The organism is Micromonospora endolithica (assembly GCF_003626595.1).
GTDB lineage: Bacteria > Actinomycetota > Actinomycetes > Mycobacteriales > Micromonosporaceae > Micromonospora > Micromonospora endolithica.
Genome location: NZ_RBAK01000003.1, coordinates 355,550 through 377,138, shown reverse-complemented (window position 1 = coordinate 377,138; position 21,589 = coordinate 355,550). Strand labels below are relative to the sequence as shown.

Sequence of the window (21,589 nt, the reverse complement as noted above, 5' to 3'; positions counted from 1 at the left end):
GTGACCGACGGGCAGCCAGCGGGCAGGCAGGCGGGCAGGCGGCCGGGACTCGGCCGGCGGGCACCGGGTGGGCGGGCCCAACGAACGGGCGCTTGCGGGCGGACGCGCGGCGGCGCCCGTCCCCGGAACTCCGGGGGCGGGCGCCGTGGCGTTGACGGGTGCGGCGGTCAGGGAGCGGTGTAGGTGATGGTGACCTTCTCGTAGCCCAGGGAGCGGAGCAGTCCCTCCAGCATCTTGCGGGTGTTCTCCTCGGCCCGCTGGTTGAGGCCGCTGTCCCGGGCCGCGGTGGTGATCCGCTCCTCGGCGAGCTGGTAGACCTGCTGCTGCCGGTTGGGGTCGCCGCCGACCAGCTCGCCGACCCGGTTGAGCAGCCCCCGCTCCTCGGCGAAGACGTAGCTCTTCTCCAGGTCGAGGTTGGTCTTGCCGAGCTGCGGTGCGGGCAGCTTGATCTCCACCGACTTACCGTCGGCCGACTGGACGATCGCGCCGTCGGAGATCTTCGTGAAGTCGACGTAGGCCTCGACGCTGCCCGCGCCGACGAACAAGGTGCGCTCGTTGAGCAGCCAGTCCGGCACGTTGCGCCGGTCGTTCTGGAGGTCGACGACCACCTGGAAGTTGCCCTCGGCGGCCACGTAACGGCTCAGGTCCTGGATCGACTGGAGCAGCGGCGGCTGGCTGCGGTCGGTCTGCTCCTTGGCGAACGGGTTGCGGAAGTCCGGCAGCAGCCCGGTCGCCTGCACGCCGAGCAGGATGACCACGGCCAGCGCCGCCGCGCCGAGCACCGCCAGCAGGCCGCGCGGTGGGCCACCGGCCGGCCGGGACGGAGCCGGACCGCCGGGCTCGGGCGGCTGCGGTGGCTCGTCCGACCGTGTCTTCAGCGTGTCGGCGGTCGGGTAGCCGGGAAACTCCCTGGTGGGTTCGTTGATCTCAGCGTCGCGGGCCATGGCCCTCTCCGTCCTCGTCAGACACGTCGTCTCATTCAGACGGTACGGCCCCGGTACGACACCCGCTCGCCGAGCGGCCCGAAAGGCCCACGAACCAGCAAAACCCCAGGTCAGGCGAACGCGGACAGCCCGGTGAGCTGCTGCCCGATGACCAGCTGGTGGATCTCGGAGGTGCCCTCGTAGGTCAGCACGCTCTCCAGGTTGTTGGCGTGCCGCATGACCGGGTACTCGCCGGACACGCCGTTCGCGCCGAGGATCGTGCGGCACTGGCGGGCGATGGTGAGCGCCTCCCGGACGTTGTTCAGTTTGCCCACGCTGACCTGCTCGGGGCGCAACTTCCCGGCGTCGGCGAGCCGGCCCAACTGGAGGGCGAGCAGGAAGCCCTTGTTCCACTCGACGGCCATGTCGGCGAGCTTGGCCTGGGTGAGCTGGAACCCGGCCAGCGGACGGCCGAACTGGGTGCGGGTGGTCGCGTACGTCAGGGTCGTCTCCAGGCAGTCCCGGGCCGCGCCGAGCGCGCCCCAGACGATGCCGTGCCGGGCCTCGGTCAGGCAGCTCAGCGGGGCCTTCAGCCCCGCCGCGCCGGGCAGCAGCGCGTCCGCCGGGAGCCGGACGTCGTCGAGAGTGATCTCGCCGGTGGCCGAGGCGCGCAGCGACATCTTGCGCCGGATCTCGCGCGCCGTCACACCGGGCGTGTCCATCGGTACGGCGAAGCCGCGTACGCCCTCGTCGGTCCGCGCCCAGATCACCGCGACGTCCGCGACCGGAGCGTTGGTGATCCACATCTTGCCGCCGTGCAGGACCCAGTCGTCGCCGTCGCGGCGGGCCCGGGTGGCCATCGACGCCGGGTCGGAGCCGTGGTCCGGCTCGGTCAGCCCGAAGCAGCCGATCGCCTCACCGGTGGCCATCGACGGCAGCCAGCGCTGCTTCTGCTCCTCGCTGCCGTAGCGCCAGATGGCGTACATGGCCAGCGAGCCCTGCACCGAGACCAGCGACCGGACGCCGGAGTCGCCGGCCTCCAGTTCCAGGCAGGCCAGCCCGTACGCGACGGCCGACGAGCCGGCGCAGCCGTACCCGGTCAGGTGCATGCCGAGCAGGCCGAGCTTGCCGAACTCGCGGGCCAACTCGCGGACCGGGACCTGGCCCTCCTCGTACCAGCCGGCGACGTGCGGGCGTACCCGGTCGTCGACCAGCTGGCGCACGACGGCGCGGATCTGCCGCTCCTCGGAGGTGAGCGACGCGTCCAGGTCGAGCAGGTCCAGAGGGCTCATACCGGCCACCTTAACGAAGGTTCACTCCACGGCCTCGGAGAGCACGAGCACCCGGGCGTGGATCTGGTTGCGTTGCTGCAGGGCCGCCCGCAGCGCGCGGTGCAGGCCGTCCTCCAGGTAGAGGCCGCCGTTCCACTGCACCACGTGCGGGAACAGGTCACCGTAGAAGGTGGAGTCCTCGGCGAGCAGCTTGTCCAGCGCCAGCTCCCGCTTGGTGGTGATCAACTGGTCCAGGCGCAGCGGTCGCGGCGGGATGTCCGCCCACTGCTTGAGCGTCAGGTTGTGCTCCGGATAGGGACGCCCGTCCCGGACCGCTCTGAAGATCACGACGGCACGCTCCCCTCCCCGTGGCCCGGGCCGCCCCACGGCACCGGCCGGGACGCGGCGTGGCACCACGACCCGCGGCACCGATGACCGTGCCAGCGTAGCGGCCCGATGCACGACGCGTTCTGCTCCCTGATGTCAGTTTCGCCACCTGACGTCCGGTTCACCACCGGACGAACCCTGCGCGTCCGGTCAGCTCCACCGTCCCCGGTGGACCACCTCGTCCACCGGGCGGCGTCCGCGACGCAGCGACGGTGACCGGTGGTCAGGGGCACGGTAACCCACCGTGATCGCTCCGACGGGCTGGTGGTCCGGTGGCACCCCGAAGGCGGCCCGGTAGTCGTCCAGCCGCTGCGGCGGGATGCCGAAGAAGCACGCCCCCAGGCCCTCGTCGACCGCGGTGAGCAGCATCAGCAGGGCGGCGAAGCCGGTGTCCACGAACCAGTACGGCACCGGCCAGCGCTCGGTCGACCGGTCCGTCCAGCCCTTGTCCCGCTCGGCGTACCGGTCGAGGTACGCCGAGCGGTTCGCGTGCGGCACGATGATCAACGGAGCCCGGCGCATGCCGGCCAGCCAGCGCTCCCGCCCCCCGCCGTCCGGGGTGGCCACCGACCAGAACCGCTCCCGGTCGGCCGGGCTCTCCAGCACCAGGAAGCCCCAGCCCTGCGCGAACCCGGCGGACGGGGCCCGGATCGCGTGCTCCAGCAGGCGGTCCACCACGTCCGGCGGGACGGGACGGTCCGGGTCGTAGTTGCGCACCATCCGGCGCCGCCGGACCACCTCACCGAACTCCACGACGCTCCCTCACACCCCGGGCCGTACGCCCCAGACACCGCGCCAGGCGACTCCGGGCTTCAGGGCGACCACGTCCCGGCCGGAGCGGAACGCGTCCGGCGGGCAGGTCATCGGCTCGATCGCCACCGAGCGCCGGTGCCGCTGGCCGGTGAGGGCGTCTCCGGTGAACACCTGCCACCAGCCGAACTCCCGGTCCGCCCAGATCCGCACGCCGGACGAGGAGTCCGGGGCGGCCAGGCTCACCGCGGAACCGCCGTCGTCGTCGCGGACCACGTCGCCGAAGCACATGTCGAGCTGCGCCCCGCCGATCCGGCGCGGGCTGGTCCAGTCGTACTCGCTGCCGGACACCGGGCTGACCGCGACCGGCAGCAGCCGCGAGTCGACCTGCACCCGGCTGCGCGCCGGCAACCCCAGCACCAGGTCGTCCACCGGCACCCCGGGCAGCCGCAGGTACGGGTGCACGGCGAACCCGAACGGCGCCGGCTCCCCGCCGGTGTTGGTCACCTCGTGCTCGGCCCGCAGCCCGTCCGGTCCGACCGACCAGCGGGTCCGTAGCCGCAGCGGCCACGGGTAGCCGGGCGTCGGCGGCAGGTGGTAGCCGACCGTCACCGCGTCCGCGGTCCACTCCTCCAGGCCCCATGGCACCCAGTTGACCAGGCCGTGGATCGCCACGCCCCGCTCCGGCTCGCTGAGGGTCAGTTGCAGGTCACGGTCACCCCAGGAGTACTGGCCGTCCCGGATCCGGTTCGGCCACGGCGCGAGCACCTGCCCGGCGCAGCCGGGACAGATCTCGTCCTCGGCGTACCCGTCGAGGTAGTCGACGCCGCCGTGCCGGTAGGTCCGCAGACCGCCGCCCACCTCGACGACGACGGCCTCGTGGCCGGCGGCGGAGATCGTCCACTGCGCGCCCGAGGCGGGACGCTGGTCGGAATTGTCCATCCGGCGACCTTAACCGCCCACCGTCGCGGCCCGCTCGGCGTGACCACGGAGCGGACCTGAGCCGCGGCTCATTCCCGGTCGGGGCCGGTGACCGCGGTCGCCCGGTAGCGCAGCAGCGCCGGGAACGCCACCGCCAGCGCCACCGCGAGCACCGCCGCGCCGAGCCCGCCGCCGACCCAGGCCACCCCACCGCCGAAGCCGGCGGCCATCGTGCCGGCCCGCAGGTCACCGAGGCGGGGACCGCCCGCGACCACCACGATGTTCACGCCCTGGAGCCGGCCGCGCATCCGGTCCGGGGCGTACACCAGGAGCATGGACTGGCGCAGCACCGCGCTCACCAGGTCGGCGGCCCCGGCCACGGCGAGCAGCAGGACCATCAGCCAGAGCTGGCCGGCCAGGCCGGCGGCGGCGACGGCGAGCCCCCAGCCCACCACCGCGACCACCAGGGCGACGCCCTGCCGGCGGATCCGGCCGATCCAGCCTGAGGTGAGTCCGCCGAGCATCGCGCCGATGGCGATCGCGCTGTAGAGCCAGCCGACCGCCGCGCCCCCGCCGAACCGGCTCTCGGCCACCTCGGGGAAGAGCGCCCGGGGCATCGCCAGGATCATCGCGATCAGGTCGATGGCGAACGACAGCAGCAGCACCGGCGTGGTGGCCAGGTAGCGCAGGCCGTCCACGATCCCGGCCAGCCCGCCGCGCCGCGCCTCGCCGTCGGCCACCGGCTCGGGCGGCATCGCCGGCAGCCGCAGCGTCGCCACCACCATCCCGGTGAACAGCACCGCGTCCAGCGCGTACGCGATCGGCAGGCCGACGTCGGTGCCGAACCCGGCGAGGATCAGGCCGGCGGCCAGCGGGCCGACCACCGACGCGGCGGTGAAGGTGGTGTAGTTCAGGGTGGTGGCCGCCGGCACCAGCTCCGGTGGCAGCAGCCGGGGCAGGATCGCCGACCGCGCCGGCGAGCTGATCGCGAACGCGATCGAGTGCACCGTCACCAATCCGAGCAGCAGCGCCGCGCTGCCCACGTCGACCAGCGACTGCGCCAGCAGCGCCAGCACCGACGCCCAGAGCAGCGCCGAGCCGCCGAGCAGCACCCGGCGCCGGTCGCGGGCGTCGGCCACCGCGCCACCCCAGAGCCCGAAGACCAGCAGGGGTACGAAGCCCGCGACGCCGAGCAGGCCGACCCAGAGCGAGTCACGGGTCAGCGCGTACATCTCCACCGGCACCGCGACCGCCGTGACCTGGAACCCGAACGACGCCACCGTGTTGCCCAGCCACAGCCGCCGGTAGGCGGGCACCGACAGCGGACGCAGGTCGATCGCCAGCCGGCGCGCCCCGCGCCGCCGGCCGCCCTTGAGCTGGGTCACGGCGCCAGCCGCTCCACGGCCCACTCACCGGGCCCGACCAGCCGGAACCGCAGCCGGTCGTGCAGCCGACTCGCCCGCCCCTGCCAGAACTCCACCGACTCGGGACGTACCCGCAGGCCACCCCAGTGCGGCGGGGCCGGGATCGGCTCCACGTCGGCGAAACGCTCGGCGGCCGACCGGTACGCGTCGTCCAGCGCCACCCGGTCGCCGATCACCCGGGACTGGGTGCTCGCCCACGCGCCGAGCTGCGAACCACGCGGCCGACTCGCGAAGTACTCCTGGGTCGCGGCCCGGTCGACCCGCTCCACCGGCCCGGCCACCACCACCTGCCGCTGCATCGGGAACCAGGGAAACACCAGGCTGGCGTACGGGTTGACGGCCGCCTCGACGCCCTTGCGCGAGTCGTAGTTGGTGAAGAAGACGAAGCCCTCCGGGTCGTACCCCTTCAGCAGCACCGTCCGGGCGCTGGGCCGCCCCGCGGCGTCGGCGGTGCCCACGACCATCGCGTTCGGTTCGGGCAACCCGGCGGCCACCGCCTCGCCGAACCACCGGCCGAACTGGGTGTGCCAGTCCGCGGCCAGCTCCGATTCGGTCAGGCCCCGGTCCGCGGAGTACTCGTTACGCATGCCCGCCGGCGGCGATGTGTCCCCCGTCACGTCCCTCTCCTCCCCCGCCGGCCGGTCACCGTCCCGCACGCAGGCCAGCCCGCGCCGCCCAGTGTCACCGACGCTACCGGCCGGCGCTCAGCCGGGGATGTCGCGTGTAGCACAGCGGTCGCGGGTCGCGCACTTCCGTAACCAGCAGGCAAGATGGCACGAACACATCCCTGAGGGTCGCCTAAGGCGCTCACCCGGCTGGGCCGGGTCCGGAGCCCGGGGCGGGCGCACCGAGCAGATCCAGGAGAACGACATGGCCGACTTCAAACCCGGGCTGGAGGGCGTCGTAGCCTTCGAGACCGAGATCGCCGAACCCGACCGCGAGGGCGGTGCGCTGCGTTATCGCGGGGTCGACATCGAGGATCTGATCGGCCAGGTCTCCTTCGGCAACGTGTGGGCGCTGCTGGTCGACGGGCGCTTCGGCCCCGGCCTGCCGCCGGCCGAGCCGTTCCCGGTGCCGGTGCACTCCGGTGACATCCGGGTGGACGTGCAGTCCGCCGTCGCCATGCTCGCCCCGTACTGGGGGCTGAACCAGCTGCTGGACATCTCCGACGAGCAGGCCCGCGAGGACCTGGCCCGGGTGTCGGTCACCGCGCTGTCGTTCGTCGCGCAGTCCGCCCGCGGCCTGGGCCTGCCGGCGGTGCCGCAGAAGGAGATCGACAAGGCGTCCACCATCGTCGAGCGCTTCATGAAGCGTTGGCGGGGCGAGCCGGACCCGCGGCACGTCAAGGCCGTCGACGCCTACTTCATCTCGGCCGCCGAGCACGGCCTGAACGCCTCCACCTTCACCGCCCGGATCGTCGCCTCCACCGGCGCGGACGCCGCGGCCTGCATCTCCTCCGGCATCGGGGCGCTGTCCGGCCCGCTGCACGGTGGCGCGCCCTCCCGGGTGCTCAGCATGCTGGAGGCGGTCGAGCGCAGCGGCGACGCCGAGGGCTACGTCAAGGGCGTCCTGGACCGGGGCGAGCGGCTGATGGGCTTCGGCCACCGCGTCTACCGGGCCGAGGACCCGCGCGCCCGCGTGCTCCGCCGGACCGCCCGGGAGCTGGGCGCGCCGCGCTTCGAGATCGCCGAGGCGCTGGAGAAGGCCGCGCTCGCCGAACTCCAGGCCCGCCGTCCGGACCGGGTACTCGCCACCAACGTCGAGTTCTGGTCGGCCGTGGTGCTCGACTTCGCCGAGGTGCCGGCGCACATGTTCACCTCGATGTTCACCTGCGCCCGGATGGGCGGGTGGAGCGCGCACATCCTGGAGCAGAAGCGCCTCCAGCGGCTGGTCCGCCCGTCGGCCCGCTACGTCGGCCACAGCCCGCGCAAGCCGCAGGAGGTCGAGGGCTGGAACGCCATCCCCCACGGCGTCTGAGAGGTAAGGAAGGGCCCCTTCTTAACGCCTGGTGCATAGGAAGGGGCCCTTCTTAACGCGCCCGTGCGGAACGCGGGCGTGCGGACCGGGCGCAGGCGGCGGGCGCGCCGCTGTGGCGTACGCCTCAGGGTCCGGCGTGGGACCAGCCACGGTGACCGCCGGGTGGGGTGCGAGGATGAGGGTCGGCAGTGTCGCCGGACGGCTCGGGTCCCGGCCGCGCCGTGCGCCTGACGCACGCCGCCCGCCGCCGATCCGCGCCTCACCAAGAACGGGCCCGCCCTCGCCCATGCGGAAGGATCGAGAAAACCGTGGCTGACGCACCGACCATCCGGATTCCCGACGAGATCAAGCCCGCCGACGGCCGTTTCGGCTGCGGGCCGTCCAAGGTCCGTCCGGCGGCGGTCTCCGCCCTGGCCGACGTGGCGACGAGCTACCTGGGCACCTCGCACCGGCAGAAGACCGTCCGCGACGAGGTCGCGCGGCTGCGCCGGGGCATCGCCGAGTTCTTCTCGCTGCCCGAGGGTTACGAGGTGGTCATCGGAAACGGTGGCACCACCGCCTTCTGGGAGGTCGCCACCTTCGGTCTGATCCGGGACCGGGCGCAGTTCGCCAGCTTCGGCGAGTTCGGCGCGAAGTTCGCCAAGTCGGTCAAGGACGCCCCGTTCCTCGGTGAGCCGACGATCCGCAAGTCGGAGGCCGGTTCCGCGCCGACGCTGACCGCCGAGACCGGGGTGGACGCGTACGCGACGCCGCACAACGAGACCTCCACCGGCGTGGCGGTGCCGATCGGCCGGGTGGCCGGCGCCGACGAGGGCGCCCTGCTGCTGGTCGACGCCACCTCCGGCGCCGGCGGCCTGGAGGTCAACGTCGGTGAGACCGACGTCTACTACTTCGCCCCGCAGAAGTGCTTCGGCTCCGACGGTGGCCTGTGGCTGGCCCTGATGTCGCCGGCCGCGCTGGACCGGGCCGCCGAGATCAAGGCGTCCGGTCGCTACATCCCGGCCTTCCTCGACCTGGTCACCGCGATCGACAACTCGCGGCTGGAGCAGACCTACAACACCCCGGCGCTGGCCACCATCTTCCTGGCCGCCGAGCAGACCGACTGGATGAACTCGCAGGGCGGCCTGACCTGGGCGGCGAAGCGCACCGCCGAGAGCGCCGGCATCGTGTACGGCTGGGCGGAGCGCTCGTCGGTGGCCGACCCGTTCGTCACCGACCCGGCGCTGCGCTCCAACGTGGTCGCCACCATCGACTTCGCCGACTCCGTCGACGCCACCGCGATCGCGAAGGCGCTGCGCGCCAACGGCATCGTGGACACCGAGCCGTACCGGAAGCTGGGCCGCAACCAGCTCCGGGTCGCGCTGTTCCCGGGCGTCGAGCCGGCCGACGTGGAGGCGCTGACCGCCTCCATCGACTACGTCGTCGAGCGCCTCTGATCCTCGGTCACGGTCGGTGGTCGGGAGCCCCTCGACGGCCACCGACCGTGATCATCACCGCAGCTCAGTCACGACATGCGGGGTGTCGCTTCCCCCACCCGTGTGCAGATGCGCGTACGGTGGTGCGAGACGCCCGGGTGGCCGACTCGTGGCGTGCGGCCAGCGAAGCGGGACGGAGGCAACGCTATGCGCCCAGTACGCTTCGTCGCCCTCTCCGAGGACGGCCAGGCGCTGGTGCTCGCCGACGAGGTCGGGCGCCTGCTCGCCCTTCCGATCGACGAGCGCATCGCCACCGTTCTGCACGCCGAGCCCGGTGCGCCGCCGCTCGCGGTGGCCCCGTCCAGCGCCGCCGATCCGGCCCCGTCACTGTCGCCGCGCGACATCCAGGCGCGGATCCGTTCCGGCGAGTCCGCCGAGGACGTGGCCCGCATCGCCGGTGTCCCGGTGGACCGGGTGCTGCGCTACGCCGGCCCGGTGCTCCAGGAGCGGGCGATGCTCGCCCAGCACGCCCGCCGCACCCGGCTCAAGGGCGCGGAGAAGCCGACCCCGCTGGCCGAGGTGGTCAACGGCCGGCTGGCCCAGCACGGAATAGACACCGAGAAGATCTCGTGGGACGCGTGGCGGCGCGACGACGGCACCTGGCGGATCGTCGCCACCTGGCCGTCCGGCAAGGCCACCGCGCAGGCCGTGTGGGACCTCGACAAGACCCGGCAGAACGTCACGCCGCACGACGACATGGCGCAGTACCTGTGCGCCGAGCGGCCGGTGCCGATCCTCGGCCAGGAGCCGGCGCCGGAGCGGGGGGGCCACGGCCTGCCCGGGACGTCCCGCAGCGAGCCCGGTCGTGGCGGTCACGGCCTGCCCTCGCCCGGCGAGCACGCCCGTCCGAGCCGGGACCCGATCCGCGCCGGGCGGGACGCCCTGCTCGCCTCGCTGGACCGGCCGTTGGGCTCGTCGTCGGGACGGGGCCTGGAACCGCGTACGCCGGCCGCCCTGACCGGGGGTGACTCGCCCCGGCAGCGGGCGGTGGGCGGTGGTGCCGCGGCGCTGCTCGGTGGTGGCCAGGGTTCGGCCTTCGACGACGACTCGGACGCGCCGAAAGAGGTGCCGGCCGTGCCGTCGCTGGCGGTGCTCCGGCCCCGCCGCACCGGTGCTCCGGCCGCCGCGGCGGGCGAGTCCACCGACGCCGCCGGCAAGCCGCGCAAGCGCCTGCCGAGCTGGGACGACGTCCTCTTCGGCAGCGGCCCGGCGGCCCGCGAGTCCTCCTGATCCTCGGTTCCACCCCGGCGCGCGCCGTTCCCGCGTGCCAGGGTGGAGCCATGGAATACACCAACCTCGGCCGCACCGGCCTGTCCGTCAGTCGCCTCTGCCTGGGCACGATGAACTTCGGCCCGCAGACCAGCGAACCGGACAGCTACGCCATCATGGACCGTGCCCTGGAGCACGGCATCAACTTCTTCGACACGGCCAACGTCTACGGCTGGCAGACCGGCGAGGGTGTCACCGAGCAGATCATCGGCCGCTGGCTCGCCCAGGGCGACGGCCGGCGGGACAAGGTCGTGCTCGCCACGAAGGTCTACGGGAAGATGGGCGAATGGCCCAACGACCAGGGGCTCTCCGCCCGGCACATCATCCGGGCCTGTGAGGAGTCGCTGCGCCGCCTGCAGACCGACACCATCGATCTCTACCAGATGCACCACATCTCCCGGACCACCCCGTGGGAGGAGATCTGGCAGGCGATGGAGACCCTGGTCGCCCAGGGCAAGGTGCTCTACGTCGGATCGTCCAACTTCGCCGGCTGGCACATCTCGGTCGCACAGGAGGCGGCCGGGCGGCGCAACTTCCTCGGACTCGTCTCCGAGCAGTGCATCTACAACCTGCTCACCCGGCACGTGGAGCTGGAGGTCGTACCGGCCGCGCAGCACCACGGGCTGGGCATCATCCCGTGGTCGCCGCTGCACGGCGGGCTGCTCTCCGGGGTGCTGCGCAAGATGGCCGAGGGTGGGGCGGCGCGCGGCACGTCCGGCCGCGCGGCCGACGCGCTGGCCGAGCACCGATCGACGATCGAGGCGTACGAGAAGTTCTGCGCCGACCTCGGCCACGACCCGGCGGACGTGGCGCTGGGCTGGCTGCTCGCCCGACCCGGTGTGACGGCCCCGATCATCGGTCCGCGCACCACCGAGCAGTTGGACCGCTCCTTGGGAGCGCTGACCGTCGACCTGGACGAGGCGGCACTGAAGCGCCTCGACGAGCTGTTCCCCCCGGTCGGCAACGGCGGTCCCGGCCCCGAAGCCTGGGCCTGGTGATCCCCGTCCCCCGCCGCCGCGTCGATCTGAATCGACGGGTCAGCGGTGGCGTTGGGGGTGCTCGGCGCGGACGGCGGGCAGGGTGAGGCCGGCGTCGTGCAGCAGGCCCTCCATCCGGACCCGTTCGATCTCCCGGTCTGCCCCGGTCAGCTCGGCCAGGTGCTCGGTGAACCCGAGGGCGGCGCAGGCCATCCGGAGGCGGTCGTCGTACGCCTGACGGGCCGTGTCGTGCCAGACCACCGCCCGCCCGCCGCGTCGCCGGCCGCCGATGCGGCGCAGGTCGGCGGCGAGCTGTTCCAGCGGCCTGCGGTCGGGCCGGTCGAAGCCGCTCATGTCGATGCCCCGGGTGAGGGTCTCGGCGTCGACCGCCCGGTCCAGGTCGGCGATGGTACGGCGGTCGTGGCGGCGTTGCCGCCAGCCGCCGACACCGCAGGCGATCCGGTCCAGCAGCTCGTCGGCGCAGCAGACGGCGGCGAGCAGCACCGGCAGGCCGAGCACGGCGAGGACCGCAAGGCCGAGCACGAGTCCCCGTCCGACCTCCACGGATCGACGCTAAGCCGCAGGTCACGCCCTCGCCACCGGTTTGCCGGCATCCGTGGGGCCCGGCGTTAGGAAGGGGCCCTTCCTATGCACGAGGCGTTAAGAAGGGGCCCTTCCTTTCACTCCACCGGGGTGACGTAGAAGCGGGGCGCGGGCAGGATCCGGAAGCGCAGCTTGGCCCCCGAGTGGCGAAGTTGCCAGGCGAGTGCGAGCAGTGCGGTGGCCAGCGAGACCAGACCACCGATCCAGATGCTGGCCCCGGCGCCGTACGTCTCGGCGAGCCAGCCGATCACCGGGGCGCCGATCGGGTTGGTGCCGAGGAAGACCAGCACCCACAGGGCCATCACCCGACCACGGAACGCCGCGTCGGTGCCGAGCTGGATCCGCTGGTTGCAGGCCTGGGCGAAGAACACCATGAAGAACCCCGTCGGCGGCAGCAGTGCCACCACCAGCCAGTACGCCGGGGCGAGCCCGACCAGGGTGCCGGACACCGAGCAGGCGATCCCGGCGGTGAGGACCACCCAGACCGAGGGCCGGCTGCGCCGGCCGGTGCCGGCCAGTGCCCCGATCAGCGCGCCGGCGGCGAGGGCGCTGCTGAACAGGCCGAACGACGCCGCGCCGGTGTGGAAGGTGGTCTTGGCCAGGGCGGCCAGGGTGAGCTGGAAGTTGAACAGCGAGGTGGCGATCACCAGGATCATCGCCATCGGCAGCAGCAGGTCGGGACGAGCCCACACGTACCGCAGCCCGTCGATCACCTTTGCCGACGCCCGCTCGTCCCGGGGCAGCAACGCCTCGCGGTGCAGTTCGGCGGGGCGCATCCGGACCACGTTGACCAGCGGGGCGATCGAGCTGAGTGCGGTGACCAGGAAGACCGGTCCGACGTCGAAGGCGGCGATGGCCAGGCCGGCCAGGGCCGGTCCGATGATCCGGGCCGAGTTGAAGGTGGCCGCGTTCAGCGACAGCGCGTTGGGCAGCAGCGGAGTGCCGACCAACTCGGACACGAACGCCTGGCGGACCGGGGTCTCCACCGCGTTGGCGACGCCGAGCAGGGCGGCGAAGGTGAACACGTGCCACAGCTGCACCAGGCCGGTGACCACCAGGACGCTCATGGCCAGCGCCAGCACCGTCCAGAAGGCGTTGGCGACGAAGAGCAGCATCCGCTTGTCGTACCGGTCGGCGAGGCGTCCGGAGAGCAGGGTGAGCAGCAGTACGGGGGTGAACTGGAGCGCGACGACCACGCCGAGGGCGGTGGCGGAGTTGCCGGAGAGCTCGAGGACGAGCCAGTCCTGCGCGATGAACATCATCCAGACGCCGATCAGTTTGATCAGCTGCCCGGTCGCGAAGAGCCGGTAGTTGCGGACCTGTAGGGACTGGAACATCGTGCTCAGCTTCGCCTGCACTCTTGGTGCGCCTCCTCGCGTACACGTCATCGCCGTCGGACGGCACGGACGCGGTGGCGCGGTCAGGCGCGGGCGAGCTGGTGCAGGATCTCCGCCGCGCGGTGCAGCGTGTCCCGATCGGTCTCGTCCAGGTCGGCCAGCCGGCGGGCCAGCCACTCGTCGCGGACGCGCTCGAACTGGTCGAGCACCGCCTCGCCTGAATCGGTCGCCGCGAGGATGACCTGCCGGCCGTCGGTCGGATGGGGGGTACGCCGCACGAGACCGCGTTCCTCCAACTTCGCGACGATCTTGGTCATCGTCGGTGGCTGCACCCGTTCGACATCGGCCAGTTCCCGGGGCGTCAGCGCGCCCGCCAGCCGGAGGCTGGTGAGCGCGGAGAGCTGGGTGACCGTGAGGTCGCCGACCGGCCGGGCCTGGCGGACCCGCCGGTTGAGCCGCATGATCGCATCACGCAACTGGGGTGCCAGCTGCGCCGGTGGCACGCGTTCCGCCGTCACCGTCCGCTCCGTCACGATAGTTAGCCTAACTAATGAGCCTGGCTAACGACATCCGATATGACCATGCTCACGAGGGGGTTTGCCCCGTTCCGGGCCGGGTAGTCCGGCCCGGAACGAGACACGTCACAGCACCACGGACTCGATCGGCCCGCGCAGGAAGTACAGCACGAACAGGGCGGCCACGCCGTACAGCAGCGGGTGGATCTCCCGGGCCTTGCCCTTGGCCAGCTTCACCACGACGTAGGCGATGAGGCCGGCCCCGATCCCGTTGGAGATCGAGTAGGTGAACGGCATCAACACGATCGTGAGGAACGCCGGGATCGCGATCTCGTAGTCCGACCAGTCGATCGTCCGCACCGCGGTCATCATCAGGAAGCCGACCACGACCAGCGCGGTGGACGCGGCCTCGAACGGCACGACCTCCACCAGCGGCGCGAGGAACATCGCCAGCAGGAAGAGCACGCCGGTGACCAGGTTGGCCACGCCGGTCCGGGCACCCTCCGCGACACCGGCGGCACTCTCGATGTACGACGTGTTGCTGGACACGCTCGCCGCGCCACCGCTGGCCGCGGCGATCGAGTCGACCAGCAGGATCTCCTTCGTCCGCGGCGGGGTGCCCTGCTCGTCGAGCATGCCGCCCTCCTGACCGACGGCGACCATGGTGCCCATGGTGTCGAAGAAGTCGGTGATCAGCAGGGTGAAGATGAACATCAGCACGACGACCCAGCCGGCCCGGGCCCACGAGTCGAACACGTTGAAGTTCCCGAGCAGCGACAGGTCCGGCACCCCGAACGGGTTCGTGGGCAGCGCCGGGACGTTCAGCGCCCAGCCCTTCGGGTTGGGCTCACCGTTGACGAACGACGGACCGATGTTCCCCGTCGCCTCGACGATCATCGCCAGCACGGTCGAGGCGAGAATGCCGATCAGGATCGCGCCCCGGACCTTGCGGACCACCAGCACCAGGGTCAGCAGCAGACCCACCACGAAGACCAGCATCGGCCAGCTGACCAGCTTGCCGCCGATGCCCAGGCCGACCGGCACGGTGGTGTTGCCCTCGGTCCGGCGTACGAAGCCGGCGTCGACCAGGCCGATGATGGTCAGGAACAGGCCGATGCCGACACCGATCGCCGTCTTCATCTGGGTGGGCACCGAGCGGAACACCGCCGTGCGCAGCCCGGTCAGCACCAGGACCGCGATGATCACACCTTCGATCACCACCAGGCCCATCGCGTCCGCCCAGGTCATCTCCGGGGCGATCTCGTACGCCACCAGCGCGTTGACGCCGAGGCCGGCGGCCAGCGCCAGCGGGAACCGGCCGACCACGCCCATCAGGATCGTCATCAGCCCGGCGACCAGCGCGGTCGCCGCCGCCAGCGCGGGGATCGGCAGCTTCTGACCGTCACCGTCGGCGGCCGCACCGAGAATCAGGGGGTTGAGCACCACGATGTACGCCATCGTGAAGAACGTCGCCAGTCCACCGCGGACCTCGCGGCTCATCGTCGAGCCACGGGCGGAGATCTCGAAGTAGCGGTCGAAACCGTTCCGCGGCGTTGCGGACGGTGTGCCGTTGTCGGGCGGGGCTACTGCCATCGGGTCCCTCGCAGGTGATCATCCGTTGTCGCGCCGCATCGTCCCAGATCAGCGGCGGACAGGGAAACTCGATCGCGTACGCTTGCCGCGTGCCGAAGCAGCAGCAGCCGCGGCCGGAGCCGCTCGACCCGCCGATGGTGCCGTTCGCCCTCGCCGGACTGGTGGCCTGGGCGGTCGCCGGACTCGTGCTGCTGGTGTTCTTCCGCGACTGGCTGTCCGCCAACGATCACGAGAACTGGCTGTGGACCTGCCTCGCCGGTTTCCTGTGGGGCTTCCCCGGTCTGGCGGTGATGATGCGGCACGACGCCCACCGTCGCCGCCGCCGCGCCGGACGCTGAGCTACGTGGTCGCCGGGCTGACCGGGACCGCCTCCACCGCGCTGTCGTCGTAGACCGTCGGCATCTCCTCGACCGGCGACTCGCCGGTCTCGATCAGGGTCTCCGAGTGGGCGCCGCAACCGTGGTCGGCGCTGACCACCCGACCGTCGTCGGGGGCGTAGAAGTTGCCGCACGCGCCGAAGGCCTGGCGCAGCGCACCGGCGAGCGGCAGGTAGAAACCGCAGCTGCCGCAGCGGGCCGCCCGTGGGGCGGACACCGAGATCGCCGCCGAGGGACCGTGCTCGCCGTCGTACCACCGCTGGGCCGTGTCGGCGCGCCCCTCCCGGGACAGCACCCGGGCCCGCCCGAGGCCCAGCTCCCAGCCGGTCTCCTCGACCGCCGGATCGTCGGAGAGCAGGTAGCCGGGCTGGAGCCGCTCGTCGTCCGACGGGGTGGGCAGCAGGTCACCGGGGCCGAGGTCGCCCGGCTTGAGCCGCTCCTGCCAGGGCAGCCAACCCGGCGCGAGGAGCGCGTCCGGGCCGGGAAGGAGCACCGTCTCGCAGATCGTCACCGTACGACTGCGGGGCACCCGCGTGACGGTGACCGCCCAGCGCCACCCGCGGTAGCCGGCGAGCCGGCACTCGAAGTAGTGCGTGACGAGGCGGTCGCCCTCGGCCACCGCCTGGAGGTGGTCGCCGACGTCGGAGGGGTCGACCTCGGTGATGGCGTCGCGCGCCACGTCGACGGCGGCGGCGCAGACCTGGTCGAGGCGGGCGGCACGAGCGGAGGCGGGCCTGGTCACCCGACCATTGTTCCCCATGCTTACGGCGGACCGACAGGCACTCCCTCCAGATGTTCTCCGCCGGTGGTGCGGCGAGCGCCGATCCGATGGGCGAGGATGGTGCACATGCCTTTGTTCTCCCGCTCCGGGCGGTCCGTTCTCGGGCAGACCGTCGGCACGGGGGTGAAGGCCGTCCGCCTGCTGTTGCGCGGCTCGATGAGCAGTGGCCGCTGGATGACCCGCCGGGCCGGCCGGGCCCGCGCCCGGGGCGCCGGCGGGGATGTGGGCATGGTCCGGCTCTTCGACCTGCACGCGATCTCCTGCGCCGGGGACACGCTGATCGCCATCGGCCTGGCCGGGACGATCTTCTTCAACGTTCCGTTGGGCGAGGCGCGCAGCAAGGTCGCCCTCTATCTGCTGGTGACCATGGTGCCGTTCGCCATGCTCGCCCCGGTGGTCGGCCCGCTGCTCGACCACTTCCGGCACGGCCGGCGGTACGCGCTGGCCGCCACCATGCTCGGCCGGGCCTTCCTGGCCTGGCTGATCTCCGACTACATCCACGGCTTCGGGCTCTATCCGGCGGCGTTCGGGGTGCTGGCGCTCTCCCGCGCGTACGGGGTGGCCCGCTCGGCCGCCGTCCCCCGACTGCTCCCGGAGGGGCTCGGCCTGTCCCAGGTAGGCGCGCGGGCCAGCGTGTACGGGACGGTTGCCGGCGCGCTGGTGGCGCCGATCGGGCTGGCCGCCTTCTGGTTCGGCCCGCAGTGGCCGCTCCGGGTCGCCTCGGTCATCTTCCTGGTCGGCATGGTGATCTCCCTACGGTTGCCGCCGAAGGCGGACTCGGAGCCGCCGGAACGCGTACCCCGGCCGTTGCGGGCCCTCGGGCGGCGGGCCGGGGACCGGCCGCTCGGCCGGGGCCGACCCGCCGGGCGACTGGTGATCGCGACCCTGGTGGGCGCCGCGACGCTGCGCGCGGTGTACGGCTTCCTGCTGCTCTTCCTCGCCTTCGCGATCAAGGCGGGGGACCTGACCACGGTGGTGTTCGGCCGGGACCTGGGCGACGAGGGCGCACTCGGGCTGGTCGGTGGTGGCCTCGCCGTGGGCAGTTTCCTGGCCACCGCGATCGGCACCCGGCTGCGCATCCACCGGCCGGCCGCGATCCAGTCCAGTGGCATGATCATCGTGGCCGGGGTGGCGGTGCTCACCGCCCTCAAGTTCTCCCTGCCGATGGTCGCCCTGCTCTGCCTCGTCACCGCGCTGACCAGCGGGATCGCCAAGCTGGCCGTGGACGCGTCGATCCAGGAACGGATCCCGGAACGGCTGCGGGCCAGTTCGTTCGCGCACTCGGAGACGGTGCTGATGCTGGCCTTCGTCGCCGGTGGCGGCCTCGGCCTCGTACCGTTCGACGGCCGCATCGGCATCGCCGTCGCCGCCGGTGTGGCCGCCCTGGCCGCCGCCCGGGGTGTGGTGATGGCCGGGCGGCTGCGCGCGGAACAGCTGGTCGGACGACCGTTGGCGGACGACGAGCTGACCGAGGACGAGTCGGACCCGGCCGACCCGGCACACGTCGGCCCGGTCGAGGACGACCCGACGCCCACCTCACCGGCGCCCACCTCGCCGACCCCGACCTCGCCGGCGCAGGCCGCACCGGCACCGGCCCGGGGTGACGACGGGGCTGCGGCCGATCTGGCACCGCCCGGCTACCACATCTACCGGCCCTCCTCGGCGGTGGGCGGGCCGGGCGCGACGGACGACGACACCCGGCGCGAGACGAGAGGTCCGCTGCCATGACGCTTCTGCTGGTGGTCACGGCCGTTCCGGCCGAGGCCGACGCGGTCCGCGCGGGCCTGCCGGACGGTGCGGCGACGGTGGTGCCGGTCGGGGTGGGGCCGGCGGTGGCGGGCGCGGCGACCGCCCGGCTGCTCGCGCTCGCCGAGGCCGGCGGTCGCCCGTACGCCGGTGTGGTCAGCGCGGGTGTGGCCGGCGGCTTCACCGACCACGTCGCGGTCACCGGGACGGTGCTCGGCAGCAGCGCGATCGCGGCCGACCTGGGTGCCGAGTCGCCGGACGGCTTCATCCCGGTGGACCGGCTCGGCATGCCGGCGGAACTGCTGGGGGCGGGCACCACGCTCACCGCCGACCGCGACCTGCTGGCCGCGCTGCGGGCCGGCCTTCCGGACGCCACGGTCGGTCCGATACTCACGGTCAGCACCGTGACCGGCACCACCGCCGGCACCGCGGAGCTGCGTCGGCGACACCCGGACGCGGTGGCCGAGGCCATGGAGGGGTACGGGGTGGCCGTCGCCGCCGCCCAGGCCACTGTGCCCTTCGTCGAGCTGCGGACGATCTCGAACCCGATCGGGCCGCGCGACCGTGCCGCCTGGCGTCTCCACGAGGCCCTCCAGGCCCTGACGGTCGCCTCCGCCGCGCTACCGGCGGTCACCACCGCCGGGAACTGATCGGGCCCGGTTCCCGCCCTCCCGGTCCGTCCGGTCGAGCCGCATGCTCCACGGCCTGCTCGCCCGCAGGGCGAACCCGCACGAGCGCAGCAGGCCGACCGCCGGCCCTTCGGCGATGGCGTGGGCCGTGCGGATGCCGACCCGGGCCATCTCGTCGGTGGCCCGGAGCACCAACCGCCGGCCGATCCCGAGCTGCCGGTAGCGGTCGGCGACGAGCACCCCGTCGAGGACGAGTTCGCGCTCCCCGCTCGGTGGGTCCCCGTGCCGCAGGTGCGGGCTGCGCTCGTGGGCCCGCAACTCGCCGACCAGTTCGCCGTCGGGAAGCTCGGCCACGAAGCGCCACGACGTCGCCGGCAACCCCGCCCCGGTCACCCGCCGGACCCGTACCGTCCGCCGCACCTCCTCGCCCCACCGGCGTTGGTCCCGGTAATCACGGTTCCGGTGGTAGCTCGCCGCCGGCGGTCGCAGCGGCCACAACGCCTCCGGCAGGTTGTACCAGGCGGCCCACCAGGCGCCGGGCCAGTCCCGTGGCTCGCGGACCTCCCAGACGTCCAGGTGCGCCGGGTAACGACGCCCCGCCGCGTCCCGCAGCTCGTCGTGCGGCACCGCCGAAAGCGCGTCGCCGGCAGATGCGGCGTCGGCAGTCACGACGTCGGCAGTCACGACGTCGGCAGATGCGGCGTCGGCAGTCGCCGCGTCGGCCGGCGGACGCGGGACCGACACGCTGACGGACACCCGCCCGCCTGCCGCGCGGACGAGTGACTCCACCGTCCGGTATCGAGGATCACCCGTCCGCCCCGCCTCGATCCGGGCCAGGGTCGCCTGCGGTACGCCGGCCCGCTCGGCCAGTTCCCGCTGGCTCAGATCCGCCCGCCGGCGCAGCGCGCGCAGCGTCGCCGCCAACCCTCCCGGCCCGCCCGGTTCGACATCGTCCACCCCACCATGGTCGTGGGCCCGCCCACGACGTTCAACAGGCCGAGCCATCCTGTGGATAAACCTGTGGAAAGCGCATCTGTCCGCGGAGGAGCGGGTAGTGAGGCAGGCCCCTTTCGAGCTGAGTCACGAACGTCATCACGCAGAAAACCGGCCTGGGCGGCCTGGGCGATTCTGCTCGGCGGGCAGGCGGTGGGGAGCCCTGGTCGGCGGGCAGAGGCGGGGGCCGAATTGTCGCGCCGGTCGCGATTCATCCACGACATCAGCTCGAAAGGACCTGCGACACGCATGTCGCCGCCGACCCGGCCGGAGACCGAAGCGCCGGGGCCGGGAGCCCTGAAAGGCCCGGGAGGCCAGGAGACCCAGGACCCGGGACCGGGAGGCCGGAGGCCAGGAGACCCGGAGAGCCGGGAAGCCGGGAGGGGCGAGGACGGGGGCGGGGGCGGGGGCGGAGCTACGGTGGGTGCGTGGCGCTCTCCCTGGCGATCTCGCCCTGCCCCAACGACACGTTCGTCTTCCACGCCCTCGTGCACGGCCAGGTGCCCGGTGCACCGCCGGTCGAGGTGACGTACGCGGACGTCGATGTCACCAACACGGCCGCCGAACGGGGGGCCTTCGACCTGGTCAAGGTGAGTTACGCGGCGTTGCCGTGGCTGCTGGAGGACTACCACCTGCTGCCCTGTGGCGGAGCGCTGGGCCGCGGCTGCGGCCCGCTCGTCCTCACCCGCGGCGGCGACCGTCGCCCCGACGACACCGGCTCGGCCGGCGACACCGACCTGACCGGTGCGACGGTGGCGGTGCCGGGTGACCGCACCACGGCGTACCTGCTGTTCCGGCTCTGGTCGGCGGACCGGCCGCCGGCCCGGATCGAGGTGGTCCCGTTCCACGAGATCATGCCGGGCGTGGCCGCGGGGCGGTACGACGCGGGGCTGGTCATCCACGAGGCACGGTTCACCTACCCCCGGCACGGACTGACCGCGCTGGTGGACCTCGGCGAGTGGTGGGAGGCCGGCACCGGGCTGCCGATTCCGCTCGGCGCGATCCTGGCCCGGCGCGGCACGGTCGACCCGGAGGCCGCCGCCGGGTGGATCCGCGAGTCCGTCCGGCGGGCGTGGGCCGACCCGGCGGCGAGCCGGCAGTACGTGCTGGCGCACGCGCAGGAGATGGAGCCCGACGTGGTGGACCGGCACATCGGGCTCTACGTCAACGAGTTCACCGCCGACCTGGGTGCCGCCGGATTCGCCGCCGTGGAGGCGCTGCTCGGTCGGGCCACCGACGCCGGGCTCGTCCCTCAGACCTCCAGCTCGCGCGCCACCGCGTGGACCAGCTGAGCGACCTTCTGGGCGGTCTTCCGGTCCGGGAAACGACCCCGGCGCAGGTCCGGCTGGACCTTCGCCTCCAGCACCTTGATCATGTCCTCGACGAGGCCGTGCAGTTCCTCCGCCGGCCGGCGGCGCAGCTCCGCCACCGACGGTGGCGCGTCCAGCAGCTTCACCCCCATCGCCTGGGCACCCCGGCGGCTGTCCACCACGCTGAAGTCGACCCGCTGCCCGCCCTTGAGCTCGGTGACACCCGCCGGCAGCGCGGCCTTCGGCAGGAACACGTCGCCACCCTCGTCGCTGGTGACGAACCCGTATCCCTTGGCCACGTCAAACCACTTCACTCGACCCGTCGGCACGT

General features: G+C 72.9%; 22 protein-coding genes. 8 read left to right on the top strand and 14 right to left on the bottom strand.

Features of this window, described 5'->3' with window-relative positions; translation table 11 throughout:
• Positions 1-167: 167 nt before the first annotated feature.
• The 7 genes from D7223_RS10975 to pdxH form a co-directional block, all read right to left on the bottom strand.
• Positions 168-944, bottom strand: a complete 777-nt coding sequence (locus D7223_RS10975; protein WP_120727781.1) for a DUF4230 domain-containing protein — start codon at positions 942-944, stop codon at positions 168-170.
• A 110-nt stretch (positions 945-1,054) separates the two neighbouring features.
• Positions 1,055-2,215, bottom strand: a complete 1,161-nt coding sequence (locus D7223_RS10970) for an acyl-CoA dehydrogenase family protein (protein WP_120727779.1) — start codon at positions 2,213-2,215, stop codon at positions 1,055-1,057.
• Positions 2,216-2,236: 21 nt separating this feature from the next.
• Positions 2,237-2,542 (bottom strand): type II toxin-antitoxin system VapB family antitoxin, encoded by a 306-nt coding sequence (locus tag D7223_RS10965; protein WP_120727777.1) that lies wholly within the window; start codon positions 2,540-2,542, stop codon positions 2,237-2,239.
• A gap of 189 nt (positions 2,543-2,731) precedes the next feature.
• Positions 2,732-3,334: a nitroreductase family protein gene (locus D7223_RS10960; protein WP_120727775.1), complete on the bottom strand. Its 603-nt coding sequence runs from the start codon at positions 3,332-3,334 to the stop codon at positions 2,732-2,734.
• Between the two features lie 9 nt (positions 3,335-3,343).
• Positions 3,344-4,273 (bottom strand): aldose 1-epimerase family protein, encoded by a 930-nt coding sequence (locus D7223_RS10955; protein ID WP_120727773.1) that lies wholly within the window; start codon positions 4,271-4,273, stop codon positions 3,344-3,346.
• Positions 4,274-4,341: 68 nt separating this feature from the next.
• The gene (locus D7223_RS10950) at positions 4,342-5,637 is read right to left on the bottom strand and encodes an MFS transporter (protein WP_120727771.1); all 1,296 of its coding nucleotides are present in this window, start codon (positions 5,635-5,637) and stop codon (positions 4,342-4,344) included.
• On the bottom strand, positions 5,634-6,263 hold the full coding sequence (pdxH, locus tag D7223_RS10945) for a pyridoxamine 5'-phosphate oxidase (protein WP_120727769.1): 630 nt from the start codon (positions 6,261-6,263) through the stop codon (positions 5,634-5,636). Before pdxH ends, D7223_RS10950 begins: the two co-directional genes overlap by 4 nt.
• Positions 6,264-6,546: 283 nt before the next feature.
• Here pdxH and D7223_RS10940 point away from each other — a divergent pair, with 283 nt between their 5' ends.
• The 4 genes from D7223_RS10940 to D7223_RS10925 all read left to right on the top strand — a co-directional run bounded on the left by D7223_RS10940 (position 6,547) and on the right by D7223_RS10925 (position 11,395).
• Positions 6,547-7,653: a citrate synthase 2 gene (locus tag D7223_RS10940; protein WP_120727767.1), complete on the top strand. Its 1,107-nt coding sequence runs from the start codon at positions 6,547-6,549 to the stop codon at positions 7,651-7,653.
• 308 nt (positions 7,654-7,961) lie between these two features.
• On the top strand, positions 7,962-9,089 hold the full coding sequence (gene serC, locus D7223_RS10935; protein WP_120727764.1) for a phosphoserine transaminase: 1,128 nt from the start codon (positions 7,962-7,964) through the stop codon (positions 9,087-9,089).
• Positions 9,090-9,275: 186 nt separating this feature from the next.
• A complete protein-coding gene (sepH, locus tag D7223_RS10930; protein ID WP_120727762.1) occupies positions 9,276-10,358 on the top strand; it encodes a septation protein SepH in 1,083 nt (360 codons plus the stop codon).
• Positions 10,359-10,408: 50 nt separating this feature from the next.
• Positions 10,409-11,395, top strand: coding sequence for an aldo/keto reductase (locus D7223_RS10925; protein WP_120727760.1), 987 nt, complete (start codon positions 10,409-10,411; stop codon positions 11,393-11,395).
• Between the two features lie 39 nt (positions 11,396-11,434).
• Here the strand turns inward: D7223_RS10925 and D7223_RS10920 are convergent, their stop codons facing one another.
• The 4 genes from D7223_RS10920 to D7223_RS10905 all read right to left on the bottom strand — a co-directional run bounded on the left by D7223_RS10920 (position 11,435) and on the right by D7223_RS10905 (position 15,422).
• Positions 11,435-11,938, bottom strand: a complete 504-nt coding sequence (locus D7223_RS10920; RefSeq protein WP_120727758.1) for a hypothetical protein — start codon at positions 11,936-11,938, stop codon at positions 11,435-11,437.
• Positions 11,939-12,054: 116 nt separating this feature from the next.
• On the bottom strand, positions 12,055-13,335 hold the full coding sequence (locus D7223_RS10915; protein ID WP_120727756.1) for an MFS transporter: 1,281 nt from the start codon (positions 13,333-13,335) through the stop codon (positions 12,055-12,057).
• A 62-nt stretch (positions 13,336-13,397) separates the two neighbouring features.
• Entirely contained in the window at positions 13,398-13,847 is a 450-nt protein-coding gene (locus D7223_RS10910) for a MarR family winged helix-turn-helix transcriptional regulator (protein ID WP_186832291.1), read from the bottom strand.
• Positions 13,848-13,955: 108 nt separating this feature from the next.
• Positions 13,956-15,422 carry an NCS2 family permease gene (locus D7223_RS10905; RefSeq protein WP_120727752.1) on the bottom strand — a complete coding sequence of 489 codons (1,467 nt, stop codon included), beginning with the start codon at positions 15,420-15,422 and terminating at the stop codon, positions 13,956-13,958.
• An 89-nt stretch (positions 15,423-15,511) separates the two neighbouring features.
• Here D7223_RS10905 and D7223_RS10900 point away from each other — a divergent pair, with 89 nt between their 5' ends.
• Positions 15,512-15,760: a DUF2530 domain-containing protein gene (locus D7223_RS10900; protein WP_120727750.1), complete on the top strand. Its 249-nt coding sequence runs from the start codon at positions 15,512-15,514 to the stop codon at positions 15,758-15,760.
• Between the two features lies 1 nt (position 15,761).
• Here the strand turns inward: D7223_RS10900 and D7223_RS10895 are convergent, their stop codons facing one another.
• Positions 15,762-16,559 carry a DUF3027 domain-containing protein gene (locus D7223_RS10895; protein WP_120727748.1) on the bottom strand — a complete coding sequence of 266 codons (798 nt, stop codon included), beginning with the start codon at positions 16,557-16,559 and terminating at the stop codon, positions 15,762-15,764.
• A gap of 87 nt (positions 16,560-16,646) precedes the next feature.
• Here D7223_RS10895 and D7223_RS10890 point away from each other — a divergent pair, with 87 nt between their 5' ends.
• Together D7223_RS10890 and D7223_RS10885 are read left to right on the top strand one after the other, a co-directional pair.
• A complete protein-coding gene (locus D7223_RS10890) occupies positions 16,647-18,308 on the top strand; it encodes an MFS transporter (protein ID WP_120727747.1) in 1,662 nt (553 codons plus the stop codon).
• Complete coding sequence (locus tag D7223_RS10885) at positions 18,305-18,976, top strand: futalosine hydrolase (RefSeq protein ID WP_120727745.1); 672 nt, start codon at positions 18,305-18,307, stop codon at positions 18,974-18,976. The genes D7223_RS10890 and D7223_RS10885 overlap by 4 nt, the downstream gene beginning before the upstream one ends.
• Here D7223_RS10885 and D7223_RS10880 read toward each other — a convergent pair.
• Positions 18,947-19,912, bottom strand: a complete 966-nt coding sequence (locus tag D7223_RS10880; protein WP_238161803.1) for a GNAT family N-acetyltransferase — start codon at positions 19,910-19,912, stop codon at positions 18,947-18,949. The genes D7223_RS10885 and D7223_RS10880 overlap by 30 nt on opposite strands.
• 464 nt (positions 19,913-20,376) lie before the next feature.
• Here D7223_RS10880 and D7223_RS10875 point away from each other — a divergent pair, with 464 nt between their 5' ends.
• Positions 20,377-21,240, top strand: a complete 864-nt coding sequence (locus D7223_RS10875; protein WP_120727741.1) for a 1,4-dihydroxy-6-naphtoate synthase — start codon at positions 20,377-20,379, stop codon at positions 21,238-21,240.
• Here the strand turns inward: D7223_RS10875 and D7223_RS10870 are convergent.
• On the bottom strand, positions 21,201-21,587 hold the full coding sequence (locus D7223_RS10870; RefSeq protein WP_120727739.1) for a cold-shock protein: 387 nt from the start codon (positions 21,585-21,587) through the stop codon (positions 21,201-21,203). The two genes, D7223_RS10875 and D7223_RS10870, sit on opposite strands and share 40 nt — an antisense overlap.
• Positions 21,588-21,589: the final 2 nt, after the last annotated feature.